General features: G+C 72.1%; 21 protein-coding genes. 5 read left to right on the top strand and 16 right to left on the bottom strand.

What is annotated here, in order from left to right; translation table 11 throughout:
- Positions 1-44: 44 nt before the first annotated feature.
- Both ACN261_RS27225 and ACN261_RS27230 read right to left on the bottom strand, forming a co-directional pair.
- A complete protein-coding gene (locus tag ACN261_RS27225; protein WP_421482506.1) occupies positions 45-2,090 on the bottom strand; it encodes a M6 family metalloprotease domain-containing protein in 2,046 nt (681 codons plus the stop codon).
- A 199-nt stretch (positions 2,091-2,289) separates the two neighbouring features.
- Complete coding sequence (locus tag ACN261_RS27230) at positions 2,290-3,207, bottom strand: dihydrodipicolinate synthase family protein (RefSeq protein ID WP_425852855.1); 918 nt, start codon at positions 3,205-3,207, stop codon at positions 2,290-2,292.
- A gap of 221 nt (positions 3,208-3,428) precedes the next feature.
- Between ACN261_RS27230 and ACN261_RS27235 the strand changes: the two genes are divergently transcribed.
- Positions 3,429-4,661 (top strand): PucR family transcriptional regulator, encoded by a 1,233-nt coding sequence (locus ACN261_RS27235; RefSeq protein WP_204923063.1) that lies wholly within the window; start codon positions 3,429-3,431, stop codon positions 4,659-4,661.
- A 375-nt stretch (positions 4,662-5,036) separates the two neighbouring features.
- Positions 5,037-7,472: a M14 family metallopeptidase gene (locus ACN261_RS27240; protein ID WP_421482508.1), complete on the top strand. Its 2,436-nt coding sequence runs from the start codon at positions 5,037-5,039 to the stop codon at positions 7,470-7,472.
- Between the two features lie 52 nt (positions 7,473-7,524).
- On the opposite strand, the gene ACN261_RS27245 is transcribed toward ACN261_RS27240, so the two are convergent.
- From ACN261_RS27245 to araB, 12 genes are all read right to left on the bottom strand, one after another.
- Complete coding sequence (locus ACN261_RS27245; RefSeq protein ID WP_421482509.1) at positions 7,525-8,196, bottom strand: TcmI family type II polyketide cyclase; 672 nt, start codon at positions 8,194-8,196, stop codon at positions 7,525-7,527.
- Between the two features lie 16 nt (positions 8,197-8,212).
- A complete protein-coding gene (locus ACN261_RS27250) occupies positions 8,213-9,502 on the bottom strand; it encodes a cytochrome P450 family protein (RefSeq protein ID WP_421482510.1) in 1,290 nt (429 codons plus the stop codon).
- Positions 9,499-9,819, bottom strand: coding sequence for a putative quinol monooxygenase (locus ACN261_RS27255; protein ID WP_088644175.1), 321 nt, complete (start codon positions 9,817-9,819; stop codon positions 9,499-9,501). Before ACN261_RS27255 ends, ACN261_RS27250 begins: the two co-directional genes overlap by 4 nt.
- Complete coding sequence (locus ACN261_RS27260) at positions 9,816-12,095, bottom strand: FAD-dependent oxidoreductase (protein WP_425852859.1); 2,280 nt, start codon at positions 12,093-12,095, stop codon at positions 9,816-9,818. Before ACN261_RS27260 ends, ACN261_RS27255 begins: the two co-directional genes overlap by 4 nt.
- Before the next feature lie 249 nt (positions 12,096-12,344).
- Entirely contained in the window at positions 12,345-13,367 is a 1,023-nt protein-coding gene (locus ACN261_RS27265; RefSeq protein ID WP_232376994.1) for a LacI family DNA-binding transcriptional regulator, read from the bottom strand.
- A gap of 6 nt (positions 13,368-13,373) precedes the next feature.
- On the bottom strand, positions 13,374-14,879 hold the full coding sequence (araA, locus tag ACN261_RS27270) for an L-arabinose isomerase (RefSeq protein ID WP_421482512.1): 1,506 nt from the start codon (positions 14,877-14,879) through the stop codon (positions 13,374-13,376).
- Positions 14,880-14,910: 31 nt separating this feature from the next.
- Complete coding sequence (yjfF, locus tag ACN261_RS27275) at positions 14,911-15,903, bottom strand: galactofuranose ABC transporter, permease protein YjfF (protein ID WP_421482513.1); 993 nt, start codon at positions 15,901-15,903, stop codon at positions 14,911-14,913.
- The gene (locus ACN261_RS27280) at positions 15,900-16,970 is read right to left on the bottom strand and encodes an ABC transporter permease (protein WP_421482514.1); all 1,071 of its coding nucleotides are present in this window, start codon (positions 16,968-16,970) and stop codon (positions 15,900-15,902) included. The genes yjfF and ACN261_RS27280 overlap by 4 nt, the downstream gene beginning before the upstream one ends.
- Positions 16,967-18,514 carry a sugar ABC transporter ATP-binding protein gene (locus ACN261_RS27285; protein WP_421482515.1) on the bottom strand — a complete coding sequence of 516 codons (1,548 nt, stop codon included), beginning with the start codon at positions 18,512-18,514 and terminating at the stop codon, positions 16,967-16,969. The genes ACN261_RS27280 and ACN261_RS27285 overlap by 4 nt, the downstream gene beginning before the upstream one ends.
- 62 nt (positions 18,515-18,576) lie before the next feature.
- Complete coding sequence (locus ACN261_RS27290; protein WP_425852864.1) at positions 18,577-19,596, bottom strand: ABC transporter substrate-binding protein; 1,020 nt, start codon at positions 19,594-19,596, stop codon at positions 18,577-18,579.
- Between the two features lie 166 nt (positions 19,597-19,762).
- Positions 19,763-20,440 (bottom strand): L-ribulose-5-phosphate 4-epimerase, encoded by a 678-nt coding sequence (locus tag ACN261_RS27295; protein ID WP_421482517.1) that lies wholly within the window; start codon positions 20,438-20,440, stop codon positions 19,763-19,765.
- Entirely contained in the window at positions 20,437-22,134 is a 1,698-nt protein-coding gene (gene araB, locus ACN261_RS27300; protein WP_425852866.1) for a ribulokinase, read from the bottom strand. The genes ACN261_RS27295 and araB overlap by 4 nt, the downstream gene beginning before the upstream one ends.
- Positions 22,135-22,517: 383 nt before the next feature.
- Here araB and manD point away from each other — a divergent pair, with 383 nt between their 5' ends.
- The 3 genes from manD (at position 22,518) to ACN261_RS27315 (ending at position 24,627) form a co-directional block, all read left to right on the top strand.
- Positions 22,518-23,726 carry a D-mannonate dehydratase ManD gene (gene manD, locus ACN261_RS27305; RefSeq protein ID WP_421482519.1) on the top strand — a complete coding sequence of 403 codons (1,209 nt, stop codon included), beginning with the start codon at positions 22,518-22,520 and terminating at the stop codon, positions 23,724-23,726.
- A gap of 89 nt (positions 23,727-23,815) precedes the next feature.
- The gene (locus tag ACN261_RS27310) at positions 23,816-24,184 is read left to right on the top strand and encodes a hypothetical protein (protein ID WP_421482520.1); all 369 of its coding nucleotides are present in this window, start codon (positions 23,816-23,818) and stop codon (positions 24,182-24,184) included.
- Between the two features lie 146 nt (positions 24,185-24,330).
- A complete protein-coding gene (locus ACN261_RS27315) occupies positions 24,331-24,627 on the top strand; it encodes a hypothetical protein (RefSeq protein ID WP_421482521.1) in 297 nt (98 codons plus the stop codon).
- 28 nt (positions 24,628-24,655) lie between these two features.
- On the opposite strand, the gene ACN261_RS27320 is transcribed toward ACN261_RS27315, so the two are convergent.
- Together ACN261_RS27320 and ACN261_RS27325 are read right to left on the bottom strand one after the other, a co-directional pair.
- Positions 24,656-25,066: a VOC family protein gene (locus ACN261_RS27320; protein WP_421482522.1), complete on the bottom strand. Its 411-nt coding sequence runs from the start codon at positions 25,064-25,066 to the stop codon at positions 24,656-24,658.
- A 10-nt stretch (positions 25,067-25,076) separates the two neighbouring features.
- Positions 25,077-25,520 (bottom strand): helix-turn-helix transcriptional regulator, encoded by a 444-nt coding sequence (locus ACN261_RS27325; RefSeq protein ID WP_421482523.1) that lies wholly within the window; start codon positions 25,518-25,520, stop codon positions 25,077-25,079.
- Positions 25,521-25,529: the final 9 nt, after the last annotated feature.

Raw genomic sequence — 25,529 nt, forward strand, 5'->3', positions numbered from 1 at the left:
GGCGGCCTGCGCCACCACGGACCCACGGCATCGGTCGATTCCGGTCAGGACTTCTCCACCCGGCACTGCCTGGTCACCGTCTTCGACGGGTCGCTCTCCGAGGTCGCGGTGAGCTTGACGAAGCCGGTGTCCGCGGCGGCGGCGGTGGCCCCCACCGACACCCGCACGGTGGTGGACTTGCCGAACTGGGCGGTGGCCAGCGGGTTGGGCAGCCAGGTCCGCCAGCCCTTACCGGCCACCTCCGCCGAGAGCCGGTAGACGTCCGACTTCAGGTACGCGGTCGCGTCCTCCGGGTGCTGCTGGCCGCCGGCGGAGTAGGTGCCGCTGTTGGTCAGCTCGAACGAGCAGGTCACGCCCCGGTTGGTGGGCTTGCCGGTGCTGGTCACCTCGCCCTTGCCGAGGGACACGCCGTGGGTGCTCGGGCCCCCGGTGCCGTCCAGCGACCGCACCGCCACCGTGTACGACAGCGAGCCGGCCGCGTCCCGCTTGAGGTCGATGACGTAGAAGTGCAGCCGGTTGGCCTCGTCGACGTACTCGTACTGGCTGCCGGTGTCCGCCCCGGCGTGGAACAGCGCGTCGGAGAGCTGCCGGTAGTCACCCATGGTGATCTTCTGCGGGGTGCCGTCCGGCCGGTAGAAGTCGATCATGTCGATGTCCTGCGGGTTGGCGTCCACCACCCACTGGAACGGCGCGCTGTCGGCGTTCTTGGTCTTGCTCAGCAGCACGCCCCGGTCCGGGGTGAACGAGTCCGCCCCCATCCGGTCGACGACCTCGACGGTGTAGTTGTTGAAGCTCCCGCCGTCGCACAGCGGGTTCGTGGCCACCGTGCAGGCCGGCGAGAGGTCCTTGTTCATGGCGATGTTCACGCCGGTCAGCCCCTTCGGGCCGGCGTCGACCGCACGGGCGGTCACCTGGGCGGTGACCAGCCCGGACGAGGCCAGCGCCTCCCGGGACAGCCGCAGCACGTGCTCCTCACCGAGCAGGCCGATCTTGAGCTTGTCCCGCACCGTGTGCAGCGAGCCCATCGATCCGCCGTTGGTCGGCGGGATCTGCCAGCGGGTGTGCGGGCCGCCGGGTCCGTTGAACGACCCGCGCGACATCATGCTCCAGATACCGGTGTACGCCCGCCGTAACGGCTCGCCGTACGGGTTGTTGTAGTTGTCGCCGATGCCGAGCAGGTGGGTCAGCTCGTGGGCGTACACCCCCATGCCGGAACTCTCCCCCTGGGTGGAGGAGCCGCCACCGGCGTTGGGCCACAGCGTCGCCGCCGCCTTCCAGGACGTCCACTCCACGTAACGGGTCTTGGCCCAGTTCGGCAGGTTCGGGTCCGGCGGGCCCCAGGAGTCCGGCACGTCCTCCTTGTTCTGGAAGATCATCTGCCCGAACTCCTGCCAGGTGGACGACTCGTCCTGCCCGGCGCTGAGGATGAAGACCAGCTCGTACTGGTTGGCGACCTCGTCACCGACCGCCGCCCGCCACGCGCCCAGCCCGTCGGTGCGGATGTTCTTGTTGCAGGCCTCCCCGCTCGGGCAGGCGCCGGGGTTGAAGCTGCTGTCCAGCCCGTACTGGTAGGACTTCGCCGGCAGCTGGTACGGCCCGAACCCGGCCAGGTCCACGCCGTAGCGACCGTTGGAGTCCTGCATCCAGTACTCGTGCAGGGTGTGCCCCTTGTTCAGGGTGTTCGGGGTGTTGAGGAAGTCCTGGTAGAACTTCGGCACGTCGGCGCGGGGGATGTTGGCCGCGACCGACTGGGGGTTGCCGAAGACCGTCGAGCGGGCCCGTTGGGACACCGCGAACGTCTGGTCCGGATAGTCGAGCGCCACCAGGGCGATCTTGAAGTTGCGCAGCGAGCCCCGCACGCTCGGGTCGGCCCAGTTCTTGCCGGGCACCGCCCGGTAGTCGTCCCAGGTCATGGTGTCGGGGTTCTGCCAGGCCTGCGGGTCGAGGACCTGGAACGGCGCGGTGCCGCCGGCCGGGTTGGCCGGGGCCGCGGCGGCCTGCGTCGCGGCGGTCACCACGAGCGTGCCGGCCAGGACCGCGGCCAGCACGCGACGCCGCAGTCGGGGGGTGTTACGGGGAACACGGTGCACGGGTTCACCTCTCGTCGGGAGGGACGCGGCCGCCGGCGACCGGGGTCCCGTGGGGTGGCTGCCGGGACGCCCGCACACCGGGCCGCGCAGCGAATCTAGGAGGACGGGCCGGGGCCGGTCACCGTGCAGATGTCGGCAGGTGGCCCGGCGGCTTCCGACACCTGAAGGACCGGCGGCGGGTCACGTCCGGTCGCCGGGTTCAGCGGGGACGACCGTCGGTTACCGGATCGACGGTGACCGACAGGGCCCGGACCAGGTCCCGGCGCAGCCGGGCGGCGGCCGGTGGCGGCAGCGGACCGCGCGGCGGGCGGCAGCAGCCACCGAACCGCCCGGCGGCGTCCATCGCCAGTTTGATGGCCTGCACCGCCTCCGGCCGGGAAGCCCAGCCGAAGGCCGGGTGCAGCTCGGCGTAGAGCGGCAACGCGCGGGCCAGGTCACCGGCGGCGCACAGGTCGTACAGGCGCAGGGCCGGCCGGGGCAACGCGTTGGACAGGCCGGACACCCAGCCCCGGGCCCCGCACAGCACCAGTTCCAGCAACACGTCGTCCGCGCCGGCCAGCACGTCCACGTGCGGGCAGAGGTCCCGGATCCGGTGCACCCGCCGTACGTCGCCGGAGAACTCCTCGACCGCGACGATCCCGTCGGTCTCGGCGACCCGGGCCAGCAGCTCCGGGGTGAGATCCACCCGGGTGTCGTACGGGTCGTTGTGCGCCACCACCGGCAGGCCGACGGCGGTGACCTCGCGGTAGTGGGCGACCACGTCGGCGTCGCCTGCGGGATAGCCGTCCGGGGGTGGGGCGAGCACCCCGTGCGCCCCGGCGGCGGCGGCCTGCTCCGCCCAGCGGCGGGACTGCCGGCTGCCGTACCCGCCGACCCCGGGCAGCACCGCGCAGCCCGGCGGGGCGGCCTGCACGGTGGCCCGCACCACGTCGGTCCGCTCGTCGTCGGACAGCGCCCGGTACTCCCCCACCGACGCGCACGGGGTCACCCCGTGGCAGCCCGCCTCGGCCAGCCAGCGCACGTGCTCCTGGAGCCGGTCGAAGTCGACGCCGAGGTCGTCGCGGAACGGCGTGGTGACGGCGACCAGCACCCCCCGCCAGGGCCTACCAGCTGTCACTCGGGCGTTCCCTCCTGCGCGCCGGCGGCCCGCTGCCCACCGCACCGGAACCTTACGATCGTCGATCACCACGGTGCTTCGGACAATTGCCGGAACAGTCGCCGTGGGGGCCGTCCTTTTGTCGGTAGATCCCCGGTGGACCTTGCGCACAGGCCCACCGGCCGCACAGGGTAGGGCAGGCTGTCGCACCCCCTGCCGCGCCAGCCAACCAGGGGAGATCCATGCACGGTGAGCTTCAGCGCATAGTCGACGCCGTCGCCGCGCGGGTGGGGCGGCCCGCCCTCATCGAGGACCGGCGGCAGCGGGTGGTCGTCTACAGCGAACACGACGGTCCGATGGACGAGGTACGCCGGATGTCGATCCTGCGCCGGCAGACCACCCCGGAGGTGATCGCCTGGTTCCGTCGGATGGGCGTGCTCACCGCCCGTGAGCCGGTGCGTACCCCGGCCGACGTCGACCTCGACCTGCTCCCCCGGGTCTGCGTGCCGATCTGGCACGACGACCTGCTGCTCGGCTTCGTCTGGTTCATCGACGACGACGGGTCGATGACCGACGCCGACATCGCCACCGCGACCGGCGCGTTCACCGACCTGTCGCTGGCCCTCTACCGGGAGAACCTGCTCGGTGAGCTGGCCTCGCAGCGGGAGTCCGAGGCCACCCGGACGCTGCTGGTCGAGAGCCCGCAGGCCCGTGCGCACGCCGTCCGGGCGCTGCTGGAGGAGGGCACGGTCGCCGGTGACGGCACGACCACGGCGGTGGTCGCCCAGCTCGCCCCCGCCGACGGGCGGCACCCCGACGAGGTGGCCCGGATCGCCCTGGAGCAGGCGCTGGTGGCGACCCGCCGGTGGCTCGGCGTCCGGGAGTCGCTGCACATGGTCTGGCCGGACCACGGGGTGCTGCTGATCTGCGGCGGCCGGATCGCCGGCCGGCCCACCCCGCAGGCCGCCGCCGGGCATCTCGACGACGTGCTGCGGCAGGCGACCCGGGGGTTGTCCTCGGTGGAGCGGACGGTGACCGGGATCGGTCAGCCCCGTCCCGGGCTGGTCGACGCGGTGCAGTCCTACCGGGAGGCGGTGCAGGCGGCCCGGGTGGGGGTGCAACTGCCGGCGCTGGGTCCGGTGGTCTCCTGGGCCGGGCTGGGCATCTACCGGGTGTTGTCGCAGCTCGACGGCCGGGACCTCGACGTCGCCGGGGTGCACCCCGGGCTGGAGCGGCTGCTGCGCGACGACGCCCACCAGGTGCTGCTGGAGACCCTGGAGGCGTACCTCGACCTGGCCGGCAACGCCCACGCGACCGCCGAGAAGCTGCGGCTGCACCGGACCACCCTCTACTACCGGCTGCAACGGGTCGAGCAGCTCGCCGACACCGACCTCAAGGACGGCAACGAACGGTTGTGCCTGCACCTGGCGATGAAGCTGGGCCGGCTCACCGGCCACTACCGGTCGGCGTCCTGAGGCGTCGTGGGGTCACCCGTGGACCGTCGGGAAAGGACACCCACGCCACCCGTGCTGTGACAGCCCGTGTCCGTCCGGACAGATCATTGACAGATCCGAGCGGGTACGGCCAGGATGGGCGCACCGATCGGCAACGCCCCCACGACCGACCGTAACCAGGTACGCCCCCACGCCCGTCCCGCAGACCGGATCGGCGCCGGTCCGTCGCCGCCACCCGCCGGGAGACGTCCCGTCGTCGGCGGGTCGACGTCGCGAGCCGGCCGCCCGCCGTCGCGCGACCGTCGGCGTCCGACCTTCCCGTTTCGCACCCCGCCCGACGGCGGGCGCTGCCGCGCGCCGTCGGCCCGTCTCGCACCCCGAGAAAGGTGGCCCGAGATGTCCCGTTCCGCACTCCCCCGCCGTTGGCGGCGGCTACCCGCCGCGACGGCCGCCGGCGTGGCGCTGCTGCTGCTCGCCGGCCCGGCGACCGCCGGCACCGCCGCGCCGGCCGACCGGGAGGCCGACGCCCCGGCCGTGCTCGAACGCTCCGCCGACGAGCAGGCCGACGTGGTGGAGGTGACGGTCGACGGCACGGCCCAGCTCGACGCGCTGGTCGCCACCGGCGTCGACCTCGACCACCACGTCACGCCCACCGAGGCGGGCATCGTGGTGCACGCCGTGGTCACCCCGACCGAGGTCGCCGCGCTGAAGCGGATGGGCTACCGGGTCGGCGCGGTGCTGCACGACGCCGCCGACTCCGCGCAGCGGATCAGCGAACGCGAGGCGACGATCGCCGCCCACCGGGCCGAGAACCGGGCGTACACGGCGACCCTGGAACGCAGCGCCGCCACCTCCGACGTGAAGATCATCCGGGCCGACTACTACACCTCCGGCACCAACCAGGTGCTCTCGGTCGAGGCGAAGTGGGCCCAGGGGCAGACCTCCACCAGCACGTTGACCGTGGCCCGCGACAGCGGCCCCGGCACCGAGATCGGCTCCGGCGGCACCCAGAACATCAGCCGGTTCGTCGACGCCGGGGTCTACCTCTACCACCGGGGTGCCGCCGCCGTCACCGCCCGGCCGCAGCGGATCCAGATCACCAGCCCCACCGGTGACGTGGCGGTCGCCGAGGTGAAGGAGTGGCTGCCGATCCCGGCCGACAGCCCGGAGGGCCCCGGCTACCAGAAGGACTTCGTCACCAGCTACCTCACCCCGACCGAGCTGTACGACCGGATCAAGCGGCTGGCCGACGCCTACCCGCAGCTCGCCGAGGTGGTGAAGCTGCCATACCAGACCAACGGATACCGGCGCAAGGCGCAGGTGGTGCTCGGTGGGACCGCCGCCACCCGGGTCGCGGTCGACTCGCTCGCCTGGGGGCACGAGGGCGGCAACGACATCACCGTCGAGCTGGCCGACCCGGGTGCGGCCGACCGGCCGCTCACGGTCACGGTGACCGGCAAGGCCATCCGGGTCAGCCTGGCCACCGACGCCGCCGGGGCGGTGACCAGCACCGCCGCCCAGGTCGCCGCGGCGCTGACCGCCGAGGCGGGTGCGCTGGTCAGGGCGTACACCTATCGGGGGGACGCCGGGGCGGGCGTGGTCGCGCCGGTCGCGTCGACGCCGCTGACGGACAACCTGAAGGCGCCGGCCGGGGTCTCCCGCGACCCGCACCCGGTGTACGCGATCCGGATCGGCAAGTACCGCGACGGCTCCCGCACCGGGGTGCTGGCCTACGCCCAGGAACACGCCCGGGAGTGGGTCCCGCCGCTGGTCACCATCGAGACCGCCGAGCGGCTGCTGCGCAACCACGCCACCGACGAGAACACCAAGCAGCTGCTGCGCACGCTGGACATCTGGATCGTGCCGTCGATCAACCCGGACGGCGGGCACTACTCGTTCTACGACTACGCCTCGCAACGGCGCAACATGACCAACCACTGTGCCCCGGGTGGTGCCACCGACGCGCTGGCCCGCAACTCGTGGGGGGTGGACAACAACCGCAACTACACCGAGTACAGCCTCTTCGACGGCTACTCGGGGGCGTCGGCGAGCTGCACCAGTGACACCTACGCGGGGCCGAGTGAGCTGTCCGAGCCGGAGAACCGCAACGTCGACTGGCTGGCCCAGCGGCCCAACATGAAGTTCTCGATGAACCTGCACTCCTCCGGCAACTACTTCATGTGGTCGCCAGGCGCGTACGCCACCCCGGGCCGGATCTCCGCGCCCCGGCCGACGCTGGCCGACGAGTCGTTCTTCTGGGGCGCGTCGTCGCGCATCCTCACCGCGATCAAGCGGCACCGCAACATGGCGGTCACCCCGGCGCGGACCGGCCCGATCTCCGACGTGCTGTACTCGGCGGCAGGCAACTCCGGCGACATGCTCTGGTACAAGTACGGCATCTACGCCTGGAACTTCGAGGTCGGCACCAGCTTCCAGCCCACCTGGGAGGAGGCGCACCAGGAGACCATGGAGTTCAGCAACGGCCTGGTCGAGCTGCTGCGGGTGGCCCGGGACTACGACAAGGACCGCAAGCGCCCGACCAGCACCATGTCGGTCACGCCGAGCGCCACCGAGGGCGCGGTGAGCGTCCGGTTCGACGTCAGCGAGCCGGCGGCGGTGTTCTACACCCTCGACGGCAGCCGGCCGACGTTCGCCTCCACCCTGTACGCCTCGGCGGGCATCCGGGAGGGGGGCGAGACGCTGACCGTCCCGGCCGGCACCAAGGTCCACTGGTTCTCGGTGGACGCGGCCGGCAACATCGAGCGCAACTACCGGCCGGACGACGACAGCCTGACCTTCAACCGGGGCTGGGCGACCCTGCCCACCGGCTGACGGGCACACCGGCGGGGGCCCGCGCCACGCGGGCCCCCGCCGGCCGACCGGCTCAGTCCTCGGCCCGCCACCGGTAGAACTCCGTCGCCACCGCGTCCAGCGGGCTGCCCCAGGTGTCCGGGTCGAACGGGCTGATGTACGGGCTGAGATCATCCATGATCTTGGCGAACGCCGGCTGGTCGTGCCGTTGTTCGACGGCGCCGTCGAACGGTTCGCCGACGCGCTCCAGCACGTGCAGGTAGACGTCGTCGATCGAGTACAGCCACCGCCCGGTCACCCCCATCATGGCCGGCAGCGGGCCCGCGTCGGACTCGGCGAAGATCTGCGCCACCGTGGGTTCCGCGCCCGGCTTGATCCGGGCCACGATGACCGTCCGGGTCGGCTCGCCCCCGGCGGCCGGCGGCTCGGCCGGTGCCCAGGAGTAGAACTCCTTCGCCACCGAGTCCGACGGGTTCCTCCAGTCCCTCGGGTAGGGCGTCACGTACGGGGCGATCTGCTCGGCGATCTGCTGGAAGGCCGGCAGGCCCCGGGTCTGCCCGGTCACCCTCGGGTCGGCGTCGCGCTCGATCAGGTGGATGTAGAGGCCGTGGAAGGACAGCAGGGTCCGCCCGACCACGCCCAGGTCCTGCGGGCGGGTGGTCCGGTCGTAGTACCCGAACACGTCGGCGACGGTCTGCTCGCTGCCCGGCACCATGCGACAGACGATCACGTTGCGGAAGGTCATCGGAACTCCTCGGGAATCAGGCGGTACGGGTCGGCTCGCTGGGGCGGGGGCGACTGGCCGGCGGGTGCGACACCGGCGGGGCGGAGGGGGCGAATCGGACCGGCAGCTCCAGCAGGCCCCGGAACGGGGACGCCGCCGGCAACCGGCGCAGCTCGGCGGGCGGCACGGCCAGGCGCAACCCGGGCAGCCGGCGCAGCAGCGCCGCCAGGCCGATCTGGGCCTCCATCCGGGCCAGCGACACCCCGAGGCAGTAGTGCACGCCGTGACCGAAACCCAGGTGCGGGCCCCGGACCCGGCGCAGGTCCAGCCGGTCCGGGTCGACGAAGTGCGCCGGATCGTGGTTGGCCGCGTTGAGCGCCACGCCGACGATCGACCCGGCCGGGATGCGCACCCCGCCGTACTCGACGTCCTCGGTGGCGACCCGGGGGCTGGCCACCGGCAGCGGGCCGTCGAAGCGCAGCAGCTCCTCGATCGCCGAGGGCAGCAGCTCCGGGGTGTCGCGCAGCAGGTCGAGCTGGTCGGGGTGGGTCAGCAGGGCCACCGTCGCGTTGCCCAGGAAGTCGGCGGTGGTCTGGTGCCCGGCGAACAGCAGCAGGAAGGTGGTGGTGACCAGTTCCGCCTCGGACAGCCTGCCGTCCTGGTCGCAGGCGTCGATCAACGCGCTGATCATGTCGTCGGCCGGGGCGGTCCGCTTGGCGGCCACCAGCTCCGCCAGGTAGTGGTGCAGCCGCACCTGCGCCTCGCCGACCGCCGCCCGTTCCTGCGCCGGCGGTCGCCGCGACGACCCGGAGGTACGGATCACCTGGGTCCAGTCCAGCACCCGGTCCTGGTCGGCCCGGGGCACCCCGAGCAGTTCGCAGATCACCACCATCGGCAGCGGGATCGCGAAGTCGTGCATCAGCTCGGCCCGGCCCTGCGCGACGAACCCGTCGATCAGGTCGTCGACGATCTGCCGTACCCGGGGGCGCAACGCCTCGATCCGGCGGGGTGCGAACGCCTGCGACACCAGCCGGCGCAGCCGGGTGTGCTCCGGCGGGTCCGAGTTGAGCATGTTCCGGTTCAGCGCCTCGGAGTTCGGGCCGAAGATCTGCAGGTAGTGCTGCCCGGGGCCGTAGAGGTTCTTGGACAGCCGGGGGTCGGTCAGCGCCGTACGCGCGTCGTCGAACCGGGTCAGCAGGTACGAGTCGAACCGGGGTGAGCTGACCGGGCAGACCGGCGCGTCCACGCGCAGTCGGGCGAAGGACGGGTAGGGGTCGACGGCGAACTGCTCGGTGTAGAGCTGTGCGGCGGGCAGCGGCTCGGTCATCTCGTCTCCTCGGGCGCGCTGGGCATGCTGTGCAGCACCTGGTAGGTGTGTCGTTCGGCGGATTCCCGCAGGTCGCGTACCACCCGCAGCAGCCGGTCGCGGTGCTCGCTGCGGCCGAAGGCGTCCAACCGTTCCCGGTCCGCCCAGTCGCTGATGATCAGGTAGCTGCGCGGGTCGTCGGCGTCCCGGACGAGGTCCTGGCGCAGGCACCCGTCGAGCTGCCGGATCTGCTCCGCCGCCGAGAGCCACTCCGCCTCGAACCGCTCCGCGCAGCCCTCCCGGGTACGCATGGCGAGCACCGTGCGCACGGGCGTCATCGCGCACCACCGAAGACGAGGTGCAGGTTCTTGCGCAGGGCGTCGGCGTCGATCGGCTGGCTGCGGAAGCCGACGTGCCCGTCCGGGCGGATCAGGTACAGGGCGGTGCCGGTCACCCCGTACCCGGTGCGGAACTCACCCCCGGCGTCGACCACCACCGGCGGCGCGGGCGACCCCGGCACCTCGGCGTCCGGGCTGACCAGCAGGTACGCGTCGACCTCGCCCCGGGTGAGGGCGCGGACGTCGGCGCAGAGCCCCGGTACGGCGGCCACCGCCGCCGGGTCGGCCGAGGCGTCGGCGTAGAGCAGCAGGGTGTGCCGGGGGCCGGCGGTCAGGTCACGCAGCCGCAGCGGATGCCCCACCCCCCGCCGCCGCAACCCGCCCAGGTCGGGGGCGCGGTCGCCGGGACGCGGGCCGGCCCGTAGCCCGTCCGGGTCGGTGACGCACTCGCCGACCAGTGGACTGTCGGCGTAGCTGAGCAACATGGACATCTCCTGGAGGAACTGCCGTTCCAGGTCGGCGCGGTCCAGTTCGTCGGTGAACGCCATCCGTACCGCGCGGCCGACGATCTCCGCGCCCTCCGGGCGGCGTTCGGCCTCGTAGCTGTCGAGCAGGCCGGGGGCGGCGATCCCGCGCACCGCCAGCGCCACCTTCCAGGCCAGGTTCCAGGCGTCCTGGATGCCGGTGTTCATCCCCTGTCCCCCGGCCGGCGGGTGCAGGTGGGCCGCGTCCCCGGCGACGAAGACCCGGCCGTGGCCGTACCGGTCGACGATGCCGTGGCTGATCCGGAACACCGACGACCAGCGCAGGTTCGCCGCCCGGGTGCCCGGCGGGGCCAACCGGTCCAGCGCCGCCTGCACGTCGTCGAGGGTCGGCTCGGCCAGCTCCTCGCTGAACCCGGGCGGGGCGTCCCGGCCGCCGGTCTGGGCGAAGAACCGGGGCGGCGCGAGGGTCGCTATCCGGTACCGGCCCTGTCCGCGCAGCGGAACGCAGACCAGCATGCCGTCCATCTGCCCGTCGGTCTCGTGCAGGAACCGCAGCAGGTGCCCGTCGGGCATGTCCCAGTTCACGTCGACGTCGGCCAGCATGAACAGCTGCGGGAACCGGCCCAGCCCACCGGAGAACGTCAACCCGAGCAGGTCACGGACGCGGCTGTGCGCGCCGTCGGCGCCGATCAGGTACTGGGCCCGGACGGTGCGGATGCTGCCGTCGGCGAGGGTGAGGGTGGCCAGCACGCCGTCCGAGCCCTGGGTGAACCCGGTCAGTTCCGCGCCGCGCTGCGGCCGGACGCCGAGGGTGGCCAGCCGCTCGGTGAGGATGCGCTCGGTCTCGTACTGGGGCAGGCCCAGGTGCGCGTACGGCAGGCCGGGCAGCTCCCAGCTCATCCGGTGGGTCTGCGTGCCGTTGACGAACACCACGTTGCCGGTCAGCCAACTGCCGGCGTCCATCGCCTCCCGCACGATGCCCTGCTCGGCCCAGATCTCCATGGTGCGGCAGTGCACGCCGATCGCCTTGTCGGCCTGGCCGGGCGGGGCGACCGACCTGTCCACCACCCGGCAGTCGATGCCGCGCCGGGCCAGTTCGACGGCGGCGGTCAGCCCGGTCGGCCCCGCCCCGACGATGAGTACGTCAGTTGTCGTGTGCACGTCGGTCTCCCTACCGGTGCTGGCTGCCCGGTCGACGCCGGGACGGGTCGTGGGGTGGAACAGTCGGCGACGGAAGTCGAGCAGGAACGGCGCGATCGGCCCGGCCTCCTCCCGCGCGTGGGCCGGATTGGCGACCCAGCGGTGGAACTCCGCCGCGCAGCGCCACTCGGCGAAGATGTGGTGGACGTCCGAGTCGGGCTCGCGCAGCAGTTCCTCGCGCAGGTAGCCGGGGACCCCGGCCATCCGGGCGGTCACCTCGGCGTGGCCCCGGTGGAACTCGGCGAGCCGGTCGGCCGGGACGGTGACCTCGACGTCCACCAGGATCGTCGGGTCCCCGTCCGGCTCGTCGCGCATCACCCGGTGGTCCTCGGCGGTGGTCGGCTCGCACCCGTCGCGCAGCGCGGCGGCGAGGCGGGCGGCCACCGGGCCGTTGTCGTAGTCGCGCAGGGCGTCGTCGTCGGCCCACTCGGTGGCGAGCACGAACGTGTGCGGGTCGTGGGCGTCGAGGAACAGCTCCCGGCGCAGGTTGCCGGGCAGTGCGCCGATCTGCGCCGCGGCCGTCCGCCACGCCGACCGGACGCGCTGTTCGGCGCCGGGACGCGCGCGGACCCGGAGCATTGTCCTGATCATGGGATCTCCCTTGACGGCCTGCCCGAGACGAGGGTCCCGACCGCCGGCACACCCGCACCGGCCGTCGCCGTCCGACCCTGTCGCAGCGCACGTCACCCCGCCGTCACCGGCGGGCCGACCCGGGTCGCCGCCCGTTGACGCCACCGGGACGACCCACCGGCGCGGCTCAGGGGCGCACCGCCACCACCGGGTACGGGTCGCGGGGCGGCACCGCGCAGCCGAAGGGGCCCGCCGACGCGGGCGGGCGGGTCAGGGGCGGCGGTTGCCGCTGCTCGCGCGGACGACCAGCTCCGGCTCGACCTGGGGGCGGGGGGTGCCCGCGCCGGTGCCGTCGAAGAGTTCCAGCAGGGCCGCCACGCACCGGCGGCCGACCTCGTCGAAGTCCTGCCGCACGGTGGTCAGCGGCGGGGAGAGGTACTCGGCCTCGGGGATGTCGTCGAAGCCGACGACGCTGACGTCCTCGGGAATCCGCGCGCCCCGCTGGTGCAGGGCGCGCAGCAGGCCGAGCGCCTGGTGGTCGTTGGCGCAGAACACCGCCGTCACGTCGGGGCGTTCCACCAGGGACTGCCCCAGCTCGTAGCCGGCCCGGGGGCTCCAGTCGCCGACGATGACCGGTGGGACGCGGCGGCCCGCCTGCTCCAGGGTCTGCCGCCAGCCGTCGACCCGGTCCCGGGCCTCCAGCCAGTCCCGGGGACCGGCGATGTGCCACACCGTCTCGTGGCCGAGGTCGAGCAGGTGCCGGACCGCCAGTCGGGCCCCGGCCACCTGGTCGACCGAGATGCTCGGGAGTTCACCGCGCTCCCCGCTGGCCTCGACGACCACGGCGGGCACCCCGGTGGGCAGGCCGTGCACGGCGACCGACGCCGTCATCATCGGGGTGATGACGACGACGCCGGCCACCGACTGCTCGGTCAGCGCGTCGATCGCCGAGCGCATCCCGCTCCGGTCCAGCCGCTCCAGGGTGACGATGCTGATGCCGTACCCGGCGGCGCGGGCCGCCCGCTCGATGCCCAGCAGCGTGGCCGCCGGCCCGAACAGGATGGTGTCGAAGCTGACCACGCCGATGACCCGGGAACGGCGGCCCGCCAGTCCCCGGGCCAGGGCATTGGGCCGGTAGTTGAGCTGGTGCACGGCACGCAGCACCCGTTCCCGGGTCTCCGGCCGAACGCTCGGGTGGTTGTTGAGCACCCGGGACACGGTCTGGTGCGACACCCCGGCGAGTTGCGCGACGTCGCTCATCACCGCGGCGCGTTCGGGCCGCTGCTGGCCCATGGCGGCTCAGAAACCCCGGGCCAGGCGGTAGTAGGCCTGGTTCCAGCGCAGCTCGTCGGCGAACCGGCGGGGGGTCGTGTCGGCGTCGATGACGACCAGCTCGGTGCCGACCATCTCGGCGAGGTCGTGCAGCTCCTCGACGCCGACGGCCTGGGACAGCACCGTGTGGTGCGGGGCGCCGGCGGTCAGCCAGGCCTCCGCCGACGCGGCCAGGTCCGGCCGGGGCCGCCACACCGCCCGCGCCACCGGCAGCTTCGGCAGCGGGTACGGCGGCGCGACCACGTCGATCTCGTTGGCGACCAGCCGGAACCGCTCCCCCATGTCGGCCAGGCCGAGCACCACGGCCGGGCCGGGCTGGGCGTCGAAGACCAACCGGACCGGGTCCTCCCGGCCGCCGATGCCCAGCGGGTGGATCTCGACGTTCGGGGTGGCCGCCGCGATGGTCGGGCAGACCTCCAGCATGTGCGCCCCGAGCACCAGTTCCCGGCCGGGGGTGAGGTCGTAGGTGTAGTCCTCCATGAACGAGGTGCCGCCGGTGGTGCCGACGGACATCGACTTGAGCGTGCGCACCAGCACCGAGGTCTTCCAGTCGCCCTCGCCGCCGAAGCCGTACCCGTCGGCCATCAACCGCTGCACCGCGAGGCCGGGGAGCTGCCGCAGCCCGCCGAGGTCCTCGAAGTTGGTGGTGAAGGCGCGGAACCCACCGGCGTCGAGGAAGTCGCGCAGCCCCGCCTCGATCCGGGCGGCGTAGCGCAGCGAGTCGTGCCGGTCGCCACCGGAACGCAGCGCGTCGACCAGCCGGTAGCTGTCGTCGTACTCCTTGACCAGGTCGTCGATGCGGGCGTCGGCGACCGCGTCGACGGCCTCGACCAGGTCGTTGACCCCGTAGGTGTTCACCGACACGCCGAAGCGCAGCTCGGCCTCGACCTTGTCGCCCTCGGTGACCGCCACGTCGCGCATGTTGTCGCCGAAACGGGCCAGCCGCAGCGACCGCATCTCGGCGTGCCCGATCGCGGCCCGGGTCCACGCGCCGATCCGGGCGGCGACCCGGGGGTCGCTGACGTGCCCGGCGACGGTCTTGCGGGCGACACCGAGCCGGGTCTGGACGTACCCGAACTCCCGGTCGCCGTGGGCGGCCTGGTTGAGGTTCATGAAGTCCATGTCGATCTCGGACCAGGGCAGTTCCACGTTGGCCTGGGTGTGCAGGTGCAGCAGCGGGGTGCGCAGCGCGTCCAACCCGGAGATCCACATCTTGGCCGGGGAGAACGTGTGCATCCAGGCGATCACCCCGACCGCGCCCTGTACGGCGGCGTCGCGGCAGACGGCGAGGATCTCGGCGCTGGAGGTCAGCACCGGCTTCCAGACCACCCGGGCCGGGACGGCCGGGTCGGCGTCGAGTCGTTCGGCGATCCGCCGGGACTGCTCGGCCACCTGGCGCAGGGTCTCCGGGCCGTACAGGCCCTGGCTGCCGGTGAGGAACCAGACCTCGGCGACCGGGGATGGGTTGGTCATGGGCGTTGCCTTCCGGTGGGGCTGGCGAGGGTTACTTGGTACGGATGCCGACGAGGCGTTGGAGCAGGATGAACACGAACAGCAGGCCACCAATGACGATCTTGGTCCACCACGAGTTGAGGGTGCCGTCGAAGGTGATCAACGTCTGGATGATGCTGAGCACCAGCACCCCGAGCAGGGTGCCGAAGATGTAGCCGGACCCGCCGGTGAGCAGGGTGCCGCCGATGACGACCGCCGCGATCACGTCCAGCTCCATGCCCACCGCGATGAGCGGGGCACCCGACAGGGTGTAGAAGGACAGCAGGATGCCGCCGATCGCCGAGCAGAGCCCGCTGATCGTGTAGACCGCGATCTTCGTACGACCCACCGGCAGGCCCATCAGCAGCGCCGACTGCTGGTTGCCGCCGATGGCGTACACGTTGCGGCCCAGCCGGGTGTACGCGAGCACGGCCGCCGCCACGGCCACCACCGCGACGGCGATCAGCGCGCCGACCGAGACGAAGTTCTCGCCGAGATGGATGCGGTGCTGGGCGGTGCTGGTCCAGAAGCCGTCGGTGATCGGGATCGAGGTGGTGCTGATCCAGGTGCACACGCCCCGGGCGAAGAACATCCCGGCGAGGGTGACGATGAAGGGTTGGATGTCGAAGAAATGGATCACACAGCCCATCGCGAACCCGAGGATCGGGCCGATCAGCAGCGCGATCACCAGCACCACGGCGGGGTGCAGCCCGTTGCCCAGCAACGAGGCCGACACCATCGCGGTCATCGCCACCACCGACCCGACCGACAGGTCGATGCCGCCGGTGAGGATCACGAAGGTCATCCCGACCGCGACGACCAGCAGGAAGCCGTTGTCGATGAAGACGTTGAAGACGACCTGGATGTTGGAGAACGCGCGGTACTGGGAGACGCCGATGGAGTACATCACCAGCAGCAGGGCTGCGGTGGCGAGCACCGGTACGTGCCGGGGTGGCACCCGCCACCAGGCACGGCCCGGACGGGCGGCCAACGGGGTCGTGGTCATGCCGGAACCTGCTCCTTCTCTGTGCCGACCGGCTCCACCGGCGTGACCGGGACGCTGCGCCGACGGCGGAACCGCGCCCGGAAGGCCGGGGCCTGGATGAGACAGACCACGATCACCACGACCGCCTTGAACAGCAAGGACGTCTGCGGGTCGATGTTCATGGCGTAGACCGAGGTGGTCAGGGTCTGGATGAGCAGCGCGCCGACCACGGTGCCACCGAGGTAGAACCGGCCGCCGGCCAGCGCGGTGCCGCCGATGACCACGGCCAGGATGGCGTCCAGCTCGACCCAGAGGCCCACCGCGTTGCCGTCGGCGCTGGAGACGTTCGCCGTCATCATGAACCCGGCGATGGCGGCGCAGGCGGCGCTCACCACGTACACCAGGAAGGTGATCCGGCGGGAGCGGATGCCGGCCAGCCGGCTGGCCTCGGCGTTCCCGCCGACCGACTCGATGATCATGCCGAGCGCGGTACGCCGGGTCAGCACCGCCACCAGCACGGTCACCGCGAGGGCGATGACGATGGCGAACGGCAGGGTCAGCAGGTGCCCGACCCCGATCACCTTGTACGGCCCGCTGTTGATGGTGATGATCTGCCCCTCGGCGATCAACTGGGCCAGCCCCCGGCCGGCCACCATCAGGATCAGCGTGGCGATGATCGGTTGGATGCCGATCCCGGCGACCAGGATGCCGTTCCACGCCCCGAGCAGCAGGGCGACGCCGAAGCCGAGGGCCACCGCGGTGAGCACCACGCCCAGGCTGTTCTGGTCGGGCTGCTCGCTGATGTAGAGGCAGGCGACCGCGCCGGCGACCGCCGCCACCGCGCCCACCGACAGGTCGATGCCGCCGGTGGCGATCACCAGGGACATGCCCAGGGCGACCAGGATCAGCGGGGCGCTGAGCCGGACGATGTCGATCAGGCTGCCGTAGAGGTGGCCGTTCTTCAGCTCGACCGATAGGAAGCTCGGCCGGTAGACGGCGTTCGCCACCAGCAGCAGCACCAGCACCACGAGCGGCCAGAACAGCCGGTGACCGGTGACGCCCGCAGCGCGGGCCCGTACGGTGCTCATGCCGGCACCGACCCTTCCTGGGAACTGCCGCTGGCGATGACCTGCATGACGCGGGCGGCATCGAGGGTGTCGTCGTTGGTGATCTCGGTGACCAGCTGCCGGTCCCGCATGACGGCGACCTTGTGGCTGAGCCGGAGCACCTCCTCCAGTTCGGCGGAGATGAACAGCACCGCCATCCCACCGTCGGAGAGCTGCGCGACCAGGCGCTGGATCTCGGTCTTGGCGCCGATGTCGATGCCCCGGGTCGGTTCGTCGAGGATCAGCAGCCGGGGTTCGGTGATCAGCCAGCGGGCCAGCAGCACCTTCTGCTGGTTGCCGCCGGACAGGTTGCGCACCGGCATCTCCGGATCGGCCGGCCGGATGCTCAACGCCGTGATCCAGTGCTGGACCAGTTCGTCCTGGCGGCGGCGCGGCAGCGGCCGTAGCCAGCCCCGGGCCGCCTGCATGGCGAGGATGATGTTCTCCCGCACCGACAGCTCGCCGACCAGTCCCTCGGTGCGGCGGTTCTCGGAGCAGAACGCGATGTCCCGGTCGATGGCGGCCACCGGGTTGCGGATCGTCACCGGGGTGCCGTCCACGGCGAGCCGGCCGGTGTCGGCGCGGTCCGCGCCGAAGAACAACCGGGCCACCTCGGTACGTCCCGAGCCGAGCAGACCGGCCAGGCCGACCACCTCGCCCTGGTGGATGGTGAGGCTGAACGGGGCGACGGAACCGGACTTGCCGAGCCCGTCGGCCGCCACCAGCGGGGTGCCCGACTCCAGGGCCGCCCGGTCCTCGCCGCTGGTCGCCTCGTCGAGGCGTTCCAGGGCGTCCAGCTCCTTGCCGATCATCTTCTCCACCAGCGCGATCTGGGGCAGTTCGCTGGTCAGGTACTCGCCGACGAGCCGGCCGTTGCGCAGCACGGTGATCCGGTCGGCGATCGCGTAGACCTGGTCGAGGAAGTGGGTGACGAAGATGATCGCGATGCCGTCGTCGCGCAGCTGCCGCATGATCCGCATCAGCTGGGCCACCTCGTCGGCGTCCAGGCTGGAGGTCGGCTCGTCGAGGATCAGCACCCGGGCCCGGATGTCGACGGCGCGGGCGATGGCGACCATCTGCTGCACGGCCAGCGAGTAGTTGCCGAGCAGTTCGGTGACGTCGATGTCCAGGTCGATGCGGGCGAGCAGGTCCTTGGCCCCACGGCGCATCTCGCGCCAGTTGACCGCGCCGAAGCGGCGCGGCTCCCGGCCGATGTAGATGTTCTCCGCGACCGACAGGTTCGGCAGGAGGTTGACCTCCTGGTAGACGGTGCTCACCCCGGCGGCGGTGGCCTGCATCGGGCCGGAGAAGGAGACCTGTGCGCCGTCGAGGGTGATGGTGCCGGAATCGGTGCCGTAGACGCCGGTCAGCACTTTGATGAGGGTTGACTTCCCGGCGCCGTTCTCGCCCATCAGGGCGTGCACCTCACCGGGAAAGAGCCGCAGGTCGACGCCGTCGAGGGCGCGGACCCCGGGGAAGATCTTGCTGATCGCGGTCATCGTCAGGACCGGATGCCTCTCCGACATCCCACCGAACCTTTCCTCGGAAGCGGAGGCCGCCGCGCCGAACGCGGCGGCCTCCGGTCGGATCAGTACTTCCGGTTGGGCAGGGCCGCCTTGGCCTGCTCCTGGGTGAAGGTGGTCTCCTCGGTCTCGACCCGGGCGGGGACCTCCTCGCCGGCCTTGACCTTCTTGGCCAGGTCCATCAGCTGCGGGCCGAGCAGCGGGCTGCACTCCGCGATGAAGTTGAACTTGCCGTCGGCGAGCGCCTGCATGCCGTCCTTGACCGCGTCGATGGTGATGATGGTGATGTCCTTGCCGGGCGTCTTGCCCGCCGCGGTGATCGCCTCCAGCGCGCCCAGGCCCATGTCGTCGTTGTGCGCGAAGAGCACGTCGATCTTCGGGTTGGCCTTGAGGAACTGCTCCATGACCTGCTTGCCGCCGGCCCGGGTGAAGTCACCGCTCTGCGAGGCGACGACCTTCAGGTTGGGGTTGGCGGCGATCGCCTCGGCGAAGCCCTTCTTGCGGTCGTTGGCCGGCGCCGAACCGGTGGTGCCCTGCAGCTCGACGATGTTCACCGGACCGGACGCGGCCGACTTCTCCTTGACCAGCCACTCGCCGGCGAGCCGGCCCTCCTTGACGAAGTCCGAGCCGATGAAGGTCTTGTAGAGGCTCTTGTCGGCCGAGTCCACCGCCCGGTCGGTCAGGATCACCGGGATCTTGGCGTCCTTGGCCTCCTTGAGCACGGTGTCCCAGCCCGACTCGACCACCGGCGAGAAGGCGATCACGTCGACCTTCTGCTGGATGAAGTTGCGGATCGCCTTGATCTGGTTCTCCTGCTTGCCCTGCGCGTCGTCGAACTTCAGCTCGTAGCCGGCCTCGGCGGCCGACTCCTTGATCGAGTTGGTGTTCGCCGTGCGCCAGCCGCTCTCCGCACCGACCTGCGAGAAGCCGATGACCAGCTTGCCGTTGCCGCCGCCGCTGCTGCCGCTGTCGCCGTCGCCGCCGGTGTCGCTGTTGCCGCAGCCGGCGAGTCCGCCGGCCAGCAGGCCGACGGCGAGCATCGCGCCGAGGCCGCGCCGGGTGAGGGTAATACCGGTCTTCGCCATGTGAAGACTCCTTGTACGGGGATGAGGTGGGGGATGGTGCGTGCGCGGAAGGGCCGGCCGGCACGGCACGCCGGACGGACCGGACCTTCCAGGGGTGGTGCATCGGGTTGCGGTGGATCGACCGGTCCGCCGGGGCGGGCCGGTGGCGAGGACGGGCGGTCGGGCGTTACGGCCCCGACTGCCCGTAGACGTTCTGGTAGCGGTCGTAGAGGGAGTCGATGTCGGCCTGGGCCATCGGCACCGGGGTGCCGAGCGTCCGGGCCAGGTGGGCGGTGCGGGCCACGTCCTCGCACATCACGGCGGCCTTCACCGCCGCGCGGGCGTCCCGGCCGATGGTGAACACGCCGTGGTTGCGCATCAGCACCGCCGGTGAGCGGTGCCCGGACAGGGTCGCCACGATGCCCTTGCCGATGTCGTCCCCGCCGATGAGCGCGAACGGACCGACCGGGATCTCGCCGCCGAACTCGTCGGCCTGGGCGGTGAGGTGGCACGGGATCGCCTCGCCGCAGGCGGCCCAGGCGGTGGCGTACCCGCTGTGGGTGTGCACCACGCCGCCGACCTCGGGCATCGCCCGGTAGACGTAGGCGTGGGCGGCGGTGTCGCTGGACGGCGAGAGGTCGCCGTCGACCACGACCCCGTCGAGGTCGCAGACGATCATGTTGTCGGGCCGTAGGTCGTCGTAGGACACCCCGCTCGGCTTGATCACCATCAGTTCCCGGCCGGGCACCCGGGCCGAGACGTTGCCGGCCGTCCAGGCCACCAGGTTGTAGCGCACCAGCTCGCCGTGCAGGGTGGCCACCTGCTCGCGCAGCCGGGCCACCTCGGCGTCGAGGTCGAGGGTCATGCCGGCACCTCCAGGGGGTCGGTGGTCGGTTCGGCGGCGGGCGCGACGGCCGGACGGCGGGCGGCGTTGCGGATCGCCCGCAGCCGTAGCAGCACGTCGTCGCCACCCCGGCCGAAGTGGTCGTGCAACCGGCGGTACTCGGCGTAGAGCGCGTCGTAGGCGTCGGCGCGCTCCGGGTCGGGCCGGTAGACCTCGCGGTCGACCCGGCCCATCGCCGCCGAGGCGGTCGGCACGTCGGGGTACGCGCCGGCCGCGACCGCCGCGTGGATCGCCGAGCCCAGGGCCGGGCCCTGCGCCGAGCCGATGATGCCCAGCGGACGCCGGGTCACGTCGGCGTAGATCTGCATCAGCAGGCTGTTGCCGGTCAGCCCGCCGGCCACGATCAGCTCGTCGACCGGGACGCCCGCCTCGGCGAACGCCTCGATGATCATGCGGGTGCCGAACGCGGTGGACTCCAGCAGCGCGCGGTAGACGTCCGGTGGCCGGGTGGCCAGGGTGAGCCCGACGAGCACCCCGCTGAGGTCGTGGTTGACCAGCAGCGAGCGGTTGCCGTTCCACCAGTCCAGGGCGACCAGGCCGTGCGCGCCGACGGGTTGGGCCGCGGCGGCCTCGGTCAGCGCCTCGTGGGAGTCGAAGCCGGCGGGGGCGGCGTGCTTGACGTACCAGCCGAAGATGTCGCCGACGCCGCTCTGGCCGGCCTCGTAGCCCCAGGAGCCGGCGCTGATCCCGCCGTCGACCACGCCGCACATGCCGGCGACCTCGGCCCGCTCGGTACCGTTGACCACGTGGCAGGTGGAGGTGCCCATGATGGCGACCAGCCGGCCGGGGGTCAGCGCCTGCGCGGCGGCGGCGGTGACGTGGGCGTCGACGTTGCCGACGGCCACCGCGATCCCCTCCGGCAGCCCGGTCCAGGCGGCGGCCTGCGCGGTGAGCCCACCGGCCCGCGCGCCGAGCTGCGCCAGCGGTCCGTCGATCTTGGCGACGAAGTCGGCGAAGCCCGGGTTCAGCGCGGACAGGTACGCCGGGGACGGGTAGTGGCCGTCCTGGAGCAGTCCCTTGTAACCGGCGGTGCAGACGTTACGGGTCTCGACGCCGCACAGCTGCCAGACGATCCAGTCGGCGGCCTCGATCCAGCGCTCGGCGCGGGCGTAGATCTCCGGGTCCTCCTCCAGCAGTTGCAGCCCCTTGGCGTACTGCCACTCGGCGGAGATCTTGCCGCCGTAGCGGCCGATCCAGGACTCGCCCCGGGCGTGGGCCAGCGCGTTGATCCGGTCGGCCTGCGGCTGGGCGGCGTGGTGCTTCCACAGCTTCACCCAGGCGTGCGGGCGGGTACGCAGGTCGGGCAGCTCGCACAGCGGCGTGCCGTCGGCCAGGGTGGGCAGCACGGTGCAGGCGGTGAAGTCGATGCCGATGGCGACCACCTGGGCCGGGTCGACGCCGCTCGCGGCGAGCGCGGCGGGCACCGCCCGGCGCAGCACCTCGCGGTAGTCGTCCGGGTCCTGCAGCGCCCAGTCAGCGGGCAGGGGCTGGCCGTCGGCGGCGAGCGTCGTCTCCATCACCGCGTGGCGGTACTCGTGCACCGCCGTGCCCAGCTCGGCGCCGTCGCCGACCCGCACCACCAGCGCCCGACCCGACAGCGTGCCGTAGTCGACGCCGACGACGTACCGGTCCTGCGGCTTCGCGCCTGCATCCATGCCGTTCTCCGTTCAATCGTTGGGGGCAAGTGTTAGCGCTCACATGGAATCCGTCAAGGCGCATCCATGTAACACTGCCGTAACCATCCTGAGCGGCCCCGGCACGGTATCCACGATCACCGCTCCGACCAGCCATCGAACAGCCGACATACGCCGAACAGGTGAGCGGTCACATCCGTTCGGTCGGGCCGACCCTTGACACGCCCGCGCGGGCGGTTCCAAACTTCGTGGCGACCGCGCGGCGGGCCCGGAGCCGGGCCGGACGGGCGACGACCGGTCCACCGGCGTCGTCGCGCCCACCTGCCGTGCCCGCGCGGCGGACCACGGCCCTCGTCCGCCCGAGACGGACCACACGGCCTTCGTCGCCACCCGCAGGAGGCCGTATGAGGATCGTCGACGCCCGGGTCATCGTGACCTGTCCGGGCCGCAACTTCGTCACCCTGAAGATCGTCACCGACGAGGGGGTCACCGGCGTCGGGGACGCCACCCTCAACGGCCGGGAACTCGCCGTCGCGTCCTACCTGCGCGACCACGTCGTGCCGCTGCTGATCGGGCGCGACCCGGCCCGGATCGAGGACACCTGGCAGTACCTCTACCAGGGTGCCTACTGGCGGCGCGGACCGGTGACGATGAGCGCGATCGCCGCCGTGGACACCGCGCTGTGGGACATCAAGGGCAAGGTCGCCGGCCTGCCGGTCTACCAGCTGCTCGGCGGCCGGTCCCGCGACGGGGTGACCGTCTACGGGCACGCCAACGGTGAGACCGTCGAGGACGTGCTGGTCGAGGTCGCCCGCTACGTGGACCTCGGCTACCGGGCGATCCGGGTGCAGTGCGGCGTGCCGGGCCTGCCGAAGACCTACGGGGTCAGCGCCGACAAGCTGTTCTACGAGCCGGCCGACGCGGCCCTGCCCAGCGAGGCCACCTGGTCCACCGCGCGGTACCTGGCGCACGTCCCGACGGTCTTCGCCCGGGTACGCGACGAATTCGGCCCCACCCTACGGCTGCTGCACGACGTGCACCACCGGCTCAGCCCGATCGAGGCCGCCCGGCTCGGCAAGAGCCTGGAGCCGTACGCACTGACCTGGATGGAGGACCCGGTCCCCGCCGAGTTGCCGGAGGGGTTCCGGCTCATCCGGCAGCACACCACCACCCCGGTCGCCGTCGGCGAGGTGTTCAACACCATCTGGGACGCCGCCCAGCTCATCCGGGAACAGCTCGTCGACTACATCCGCACCACGGTGGTGCACGCCGGTGGCATCACCCACCTGCGGCGCATCTTCGACCTGGCCGCGCTGCACCACGTGCGCAGCGGCTCGCACGGGGCCACCGACCTCTCCCCGGTCTGCATGGCCGCCGCCCTCCACGTCGACCTGGCCATCCCCAACTTCGGCCTGCAGGAGTACATGCGGCACACCGACGCCACCGACGAGGTCTTCCCGCACGGCTACCACTACGCCGACGGCTACCTGCACCCGGCGGAGACCCCCGGGCTCGGGGTGGACATCGACGAGCAGGCGGCGGCCCGTTACCCGTACGCCCCGGCGTACCTGCCGGTCAACCGGCTGGAGGACGGCACCGTCCACCCCTGGTGACCGCGGGAACGACCGGGACGTCTGGGCATCCGACCCGCCGAGGTCTACCGTACGTACACGGATGGACACGGTGGAGTGAGGATGGTGCCATGACGACAGCACGGACCGGCGCGGGGCGGCTTCTCGCCACGACCGTCGCGGTGGCGGTGGGTGTGGGTGTGGCCGGCGGCCTGTCCGCCGGGACGCCGGCCCGGGCCGGCTCGAACGGGCAACAGGTCTACTTCGACTGGGGTCCCGCCTGGGGCCGCGCCACCCTCGAGGGCACCAACAACAACGGGCAGTACGTGACCTCCCCGTCGATCTACCTCGGTGCCACCGGCTACGGGGCGTTGAACGACTGGTGGTGGAAGGGGTGGGTCACCGTGCACTTCTACTACGCCGACGGGACCAGCCGGGACGACCGTACCTGCTGGGTACCGACCGAGCAGAATGGTTCGGACTGGACCTCCTGCTTCTGACGGCCACCGCCACTCCCTCCGGCGGCAGGAGACCCGGCCCGCGCCCCTGCGGCCGCCGCCAACCACGTCGACACCCCGGCCAGAAGAGGTGGAACATGCGGATACCGACGAGAATCGGCAGGATCGCGGTCGGTACGGCCGTCACGGTGGCCGCCGTGACAGCCGCCGCCCCGCCTGCGGTGGCCGGCTCCAACGGTCAGCAGATCGCGTTCAACTACAGCGGCCCGGCCTACGGGTTCGCCTACCTGGAGGGATACAACCAGTCAGGCGACTGGGTCTACTCCCCCTCGATCCCGCTCGACTCGTCCGGCTACGGTCAGCTCTACGGCTGGTGGTGGCGCGGATTCGTCACCGTCAACTTCTACTACTCGAACGGGACCTGGGCCCGGGGCGGCACCTGCAACGTACCGACCGACCAGTGGGGCGACTGGACCTACTGCTGACCGACCGCCCCCACCGGACGGGCGGGGGTCAGCGCAGCTCCTTGACCCGGATCAGGTTGCCGGCCGGGTCGCGGAAGGCGCAGTCGCGCACCCCGTACGGCTGGTCGATCGGCTCCTGGACGACCTCGGCGGCGCCGGCCTGCACCTTCTCGAAGGTGCCGTCGAGGTCGGGGGTGGCCAGCATGAGCCAGCCGTAGGTGCCCTTGGCCATCATCTCGGCGATGGTCCGGCGTTCCTCGTCGGTGACCCCCGGGTCGACCGCCGGCGGGGCCAGCAGGATCGACGTGCCGGGCTGGCCGGGCGGCCCGACGGTGATCCAGCGCATCTTCCCCCCACCGACGTCGTTGCGGACCTCGAAGCCGAGGATGTCGCGGTAGAAGGCCAGCGAGGCGTCCGGGTCGTCGTGCGGCAGCACGCAGGTGTCGATGGTGAGATCCATGCCGCTCACGCTAGGTGATGACCGGGGCGGGTGCTTCTCGATTCCTGACCGGTCGGGTCACCTGTCTGGTCAGGCACGGCGGCAACTGGGCCGACCCCTGCGCCGCCAGCGCCCGGTAGCTGCTCGGCGGCATACCGACCAGCTCGGCGAAGCGGGTGCTGAAGGTGCCCAGCGACGAGCAGCCGACCGCGAAGCAGACCTCGGTGACGCTGAGGTCGCCCCGGCGCAGCAGCGCCATCGCCCGCTCGATACGCCTGGTCATCAGATAGGAGTACGGTGACTCGCCGTAGGCACGGCGGAACTGCCGGCTCAGGTGCCCCGCCGACATGTGCACGCCCCGGGCGAGCGCCTCGACGTCCAGCGGCCGGGCGTACTCCCGGTCGATGCGGTCCCGCACCCGGCGCAGCCGGGCCAGGTCACGTAGCTGCTGGTCGGGGGCGGATCGGCCGGTCATCCCGTGATC

The organism is Micromonospora sp. WMMD723 (assembly GCF_049863385.1).
GTDB lineage: Bacteria > Actinomycetota > Actinomycetes > Mycobacteriales > Micromonosporaceae > Micromonospora > Micromonospora wenchangensis.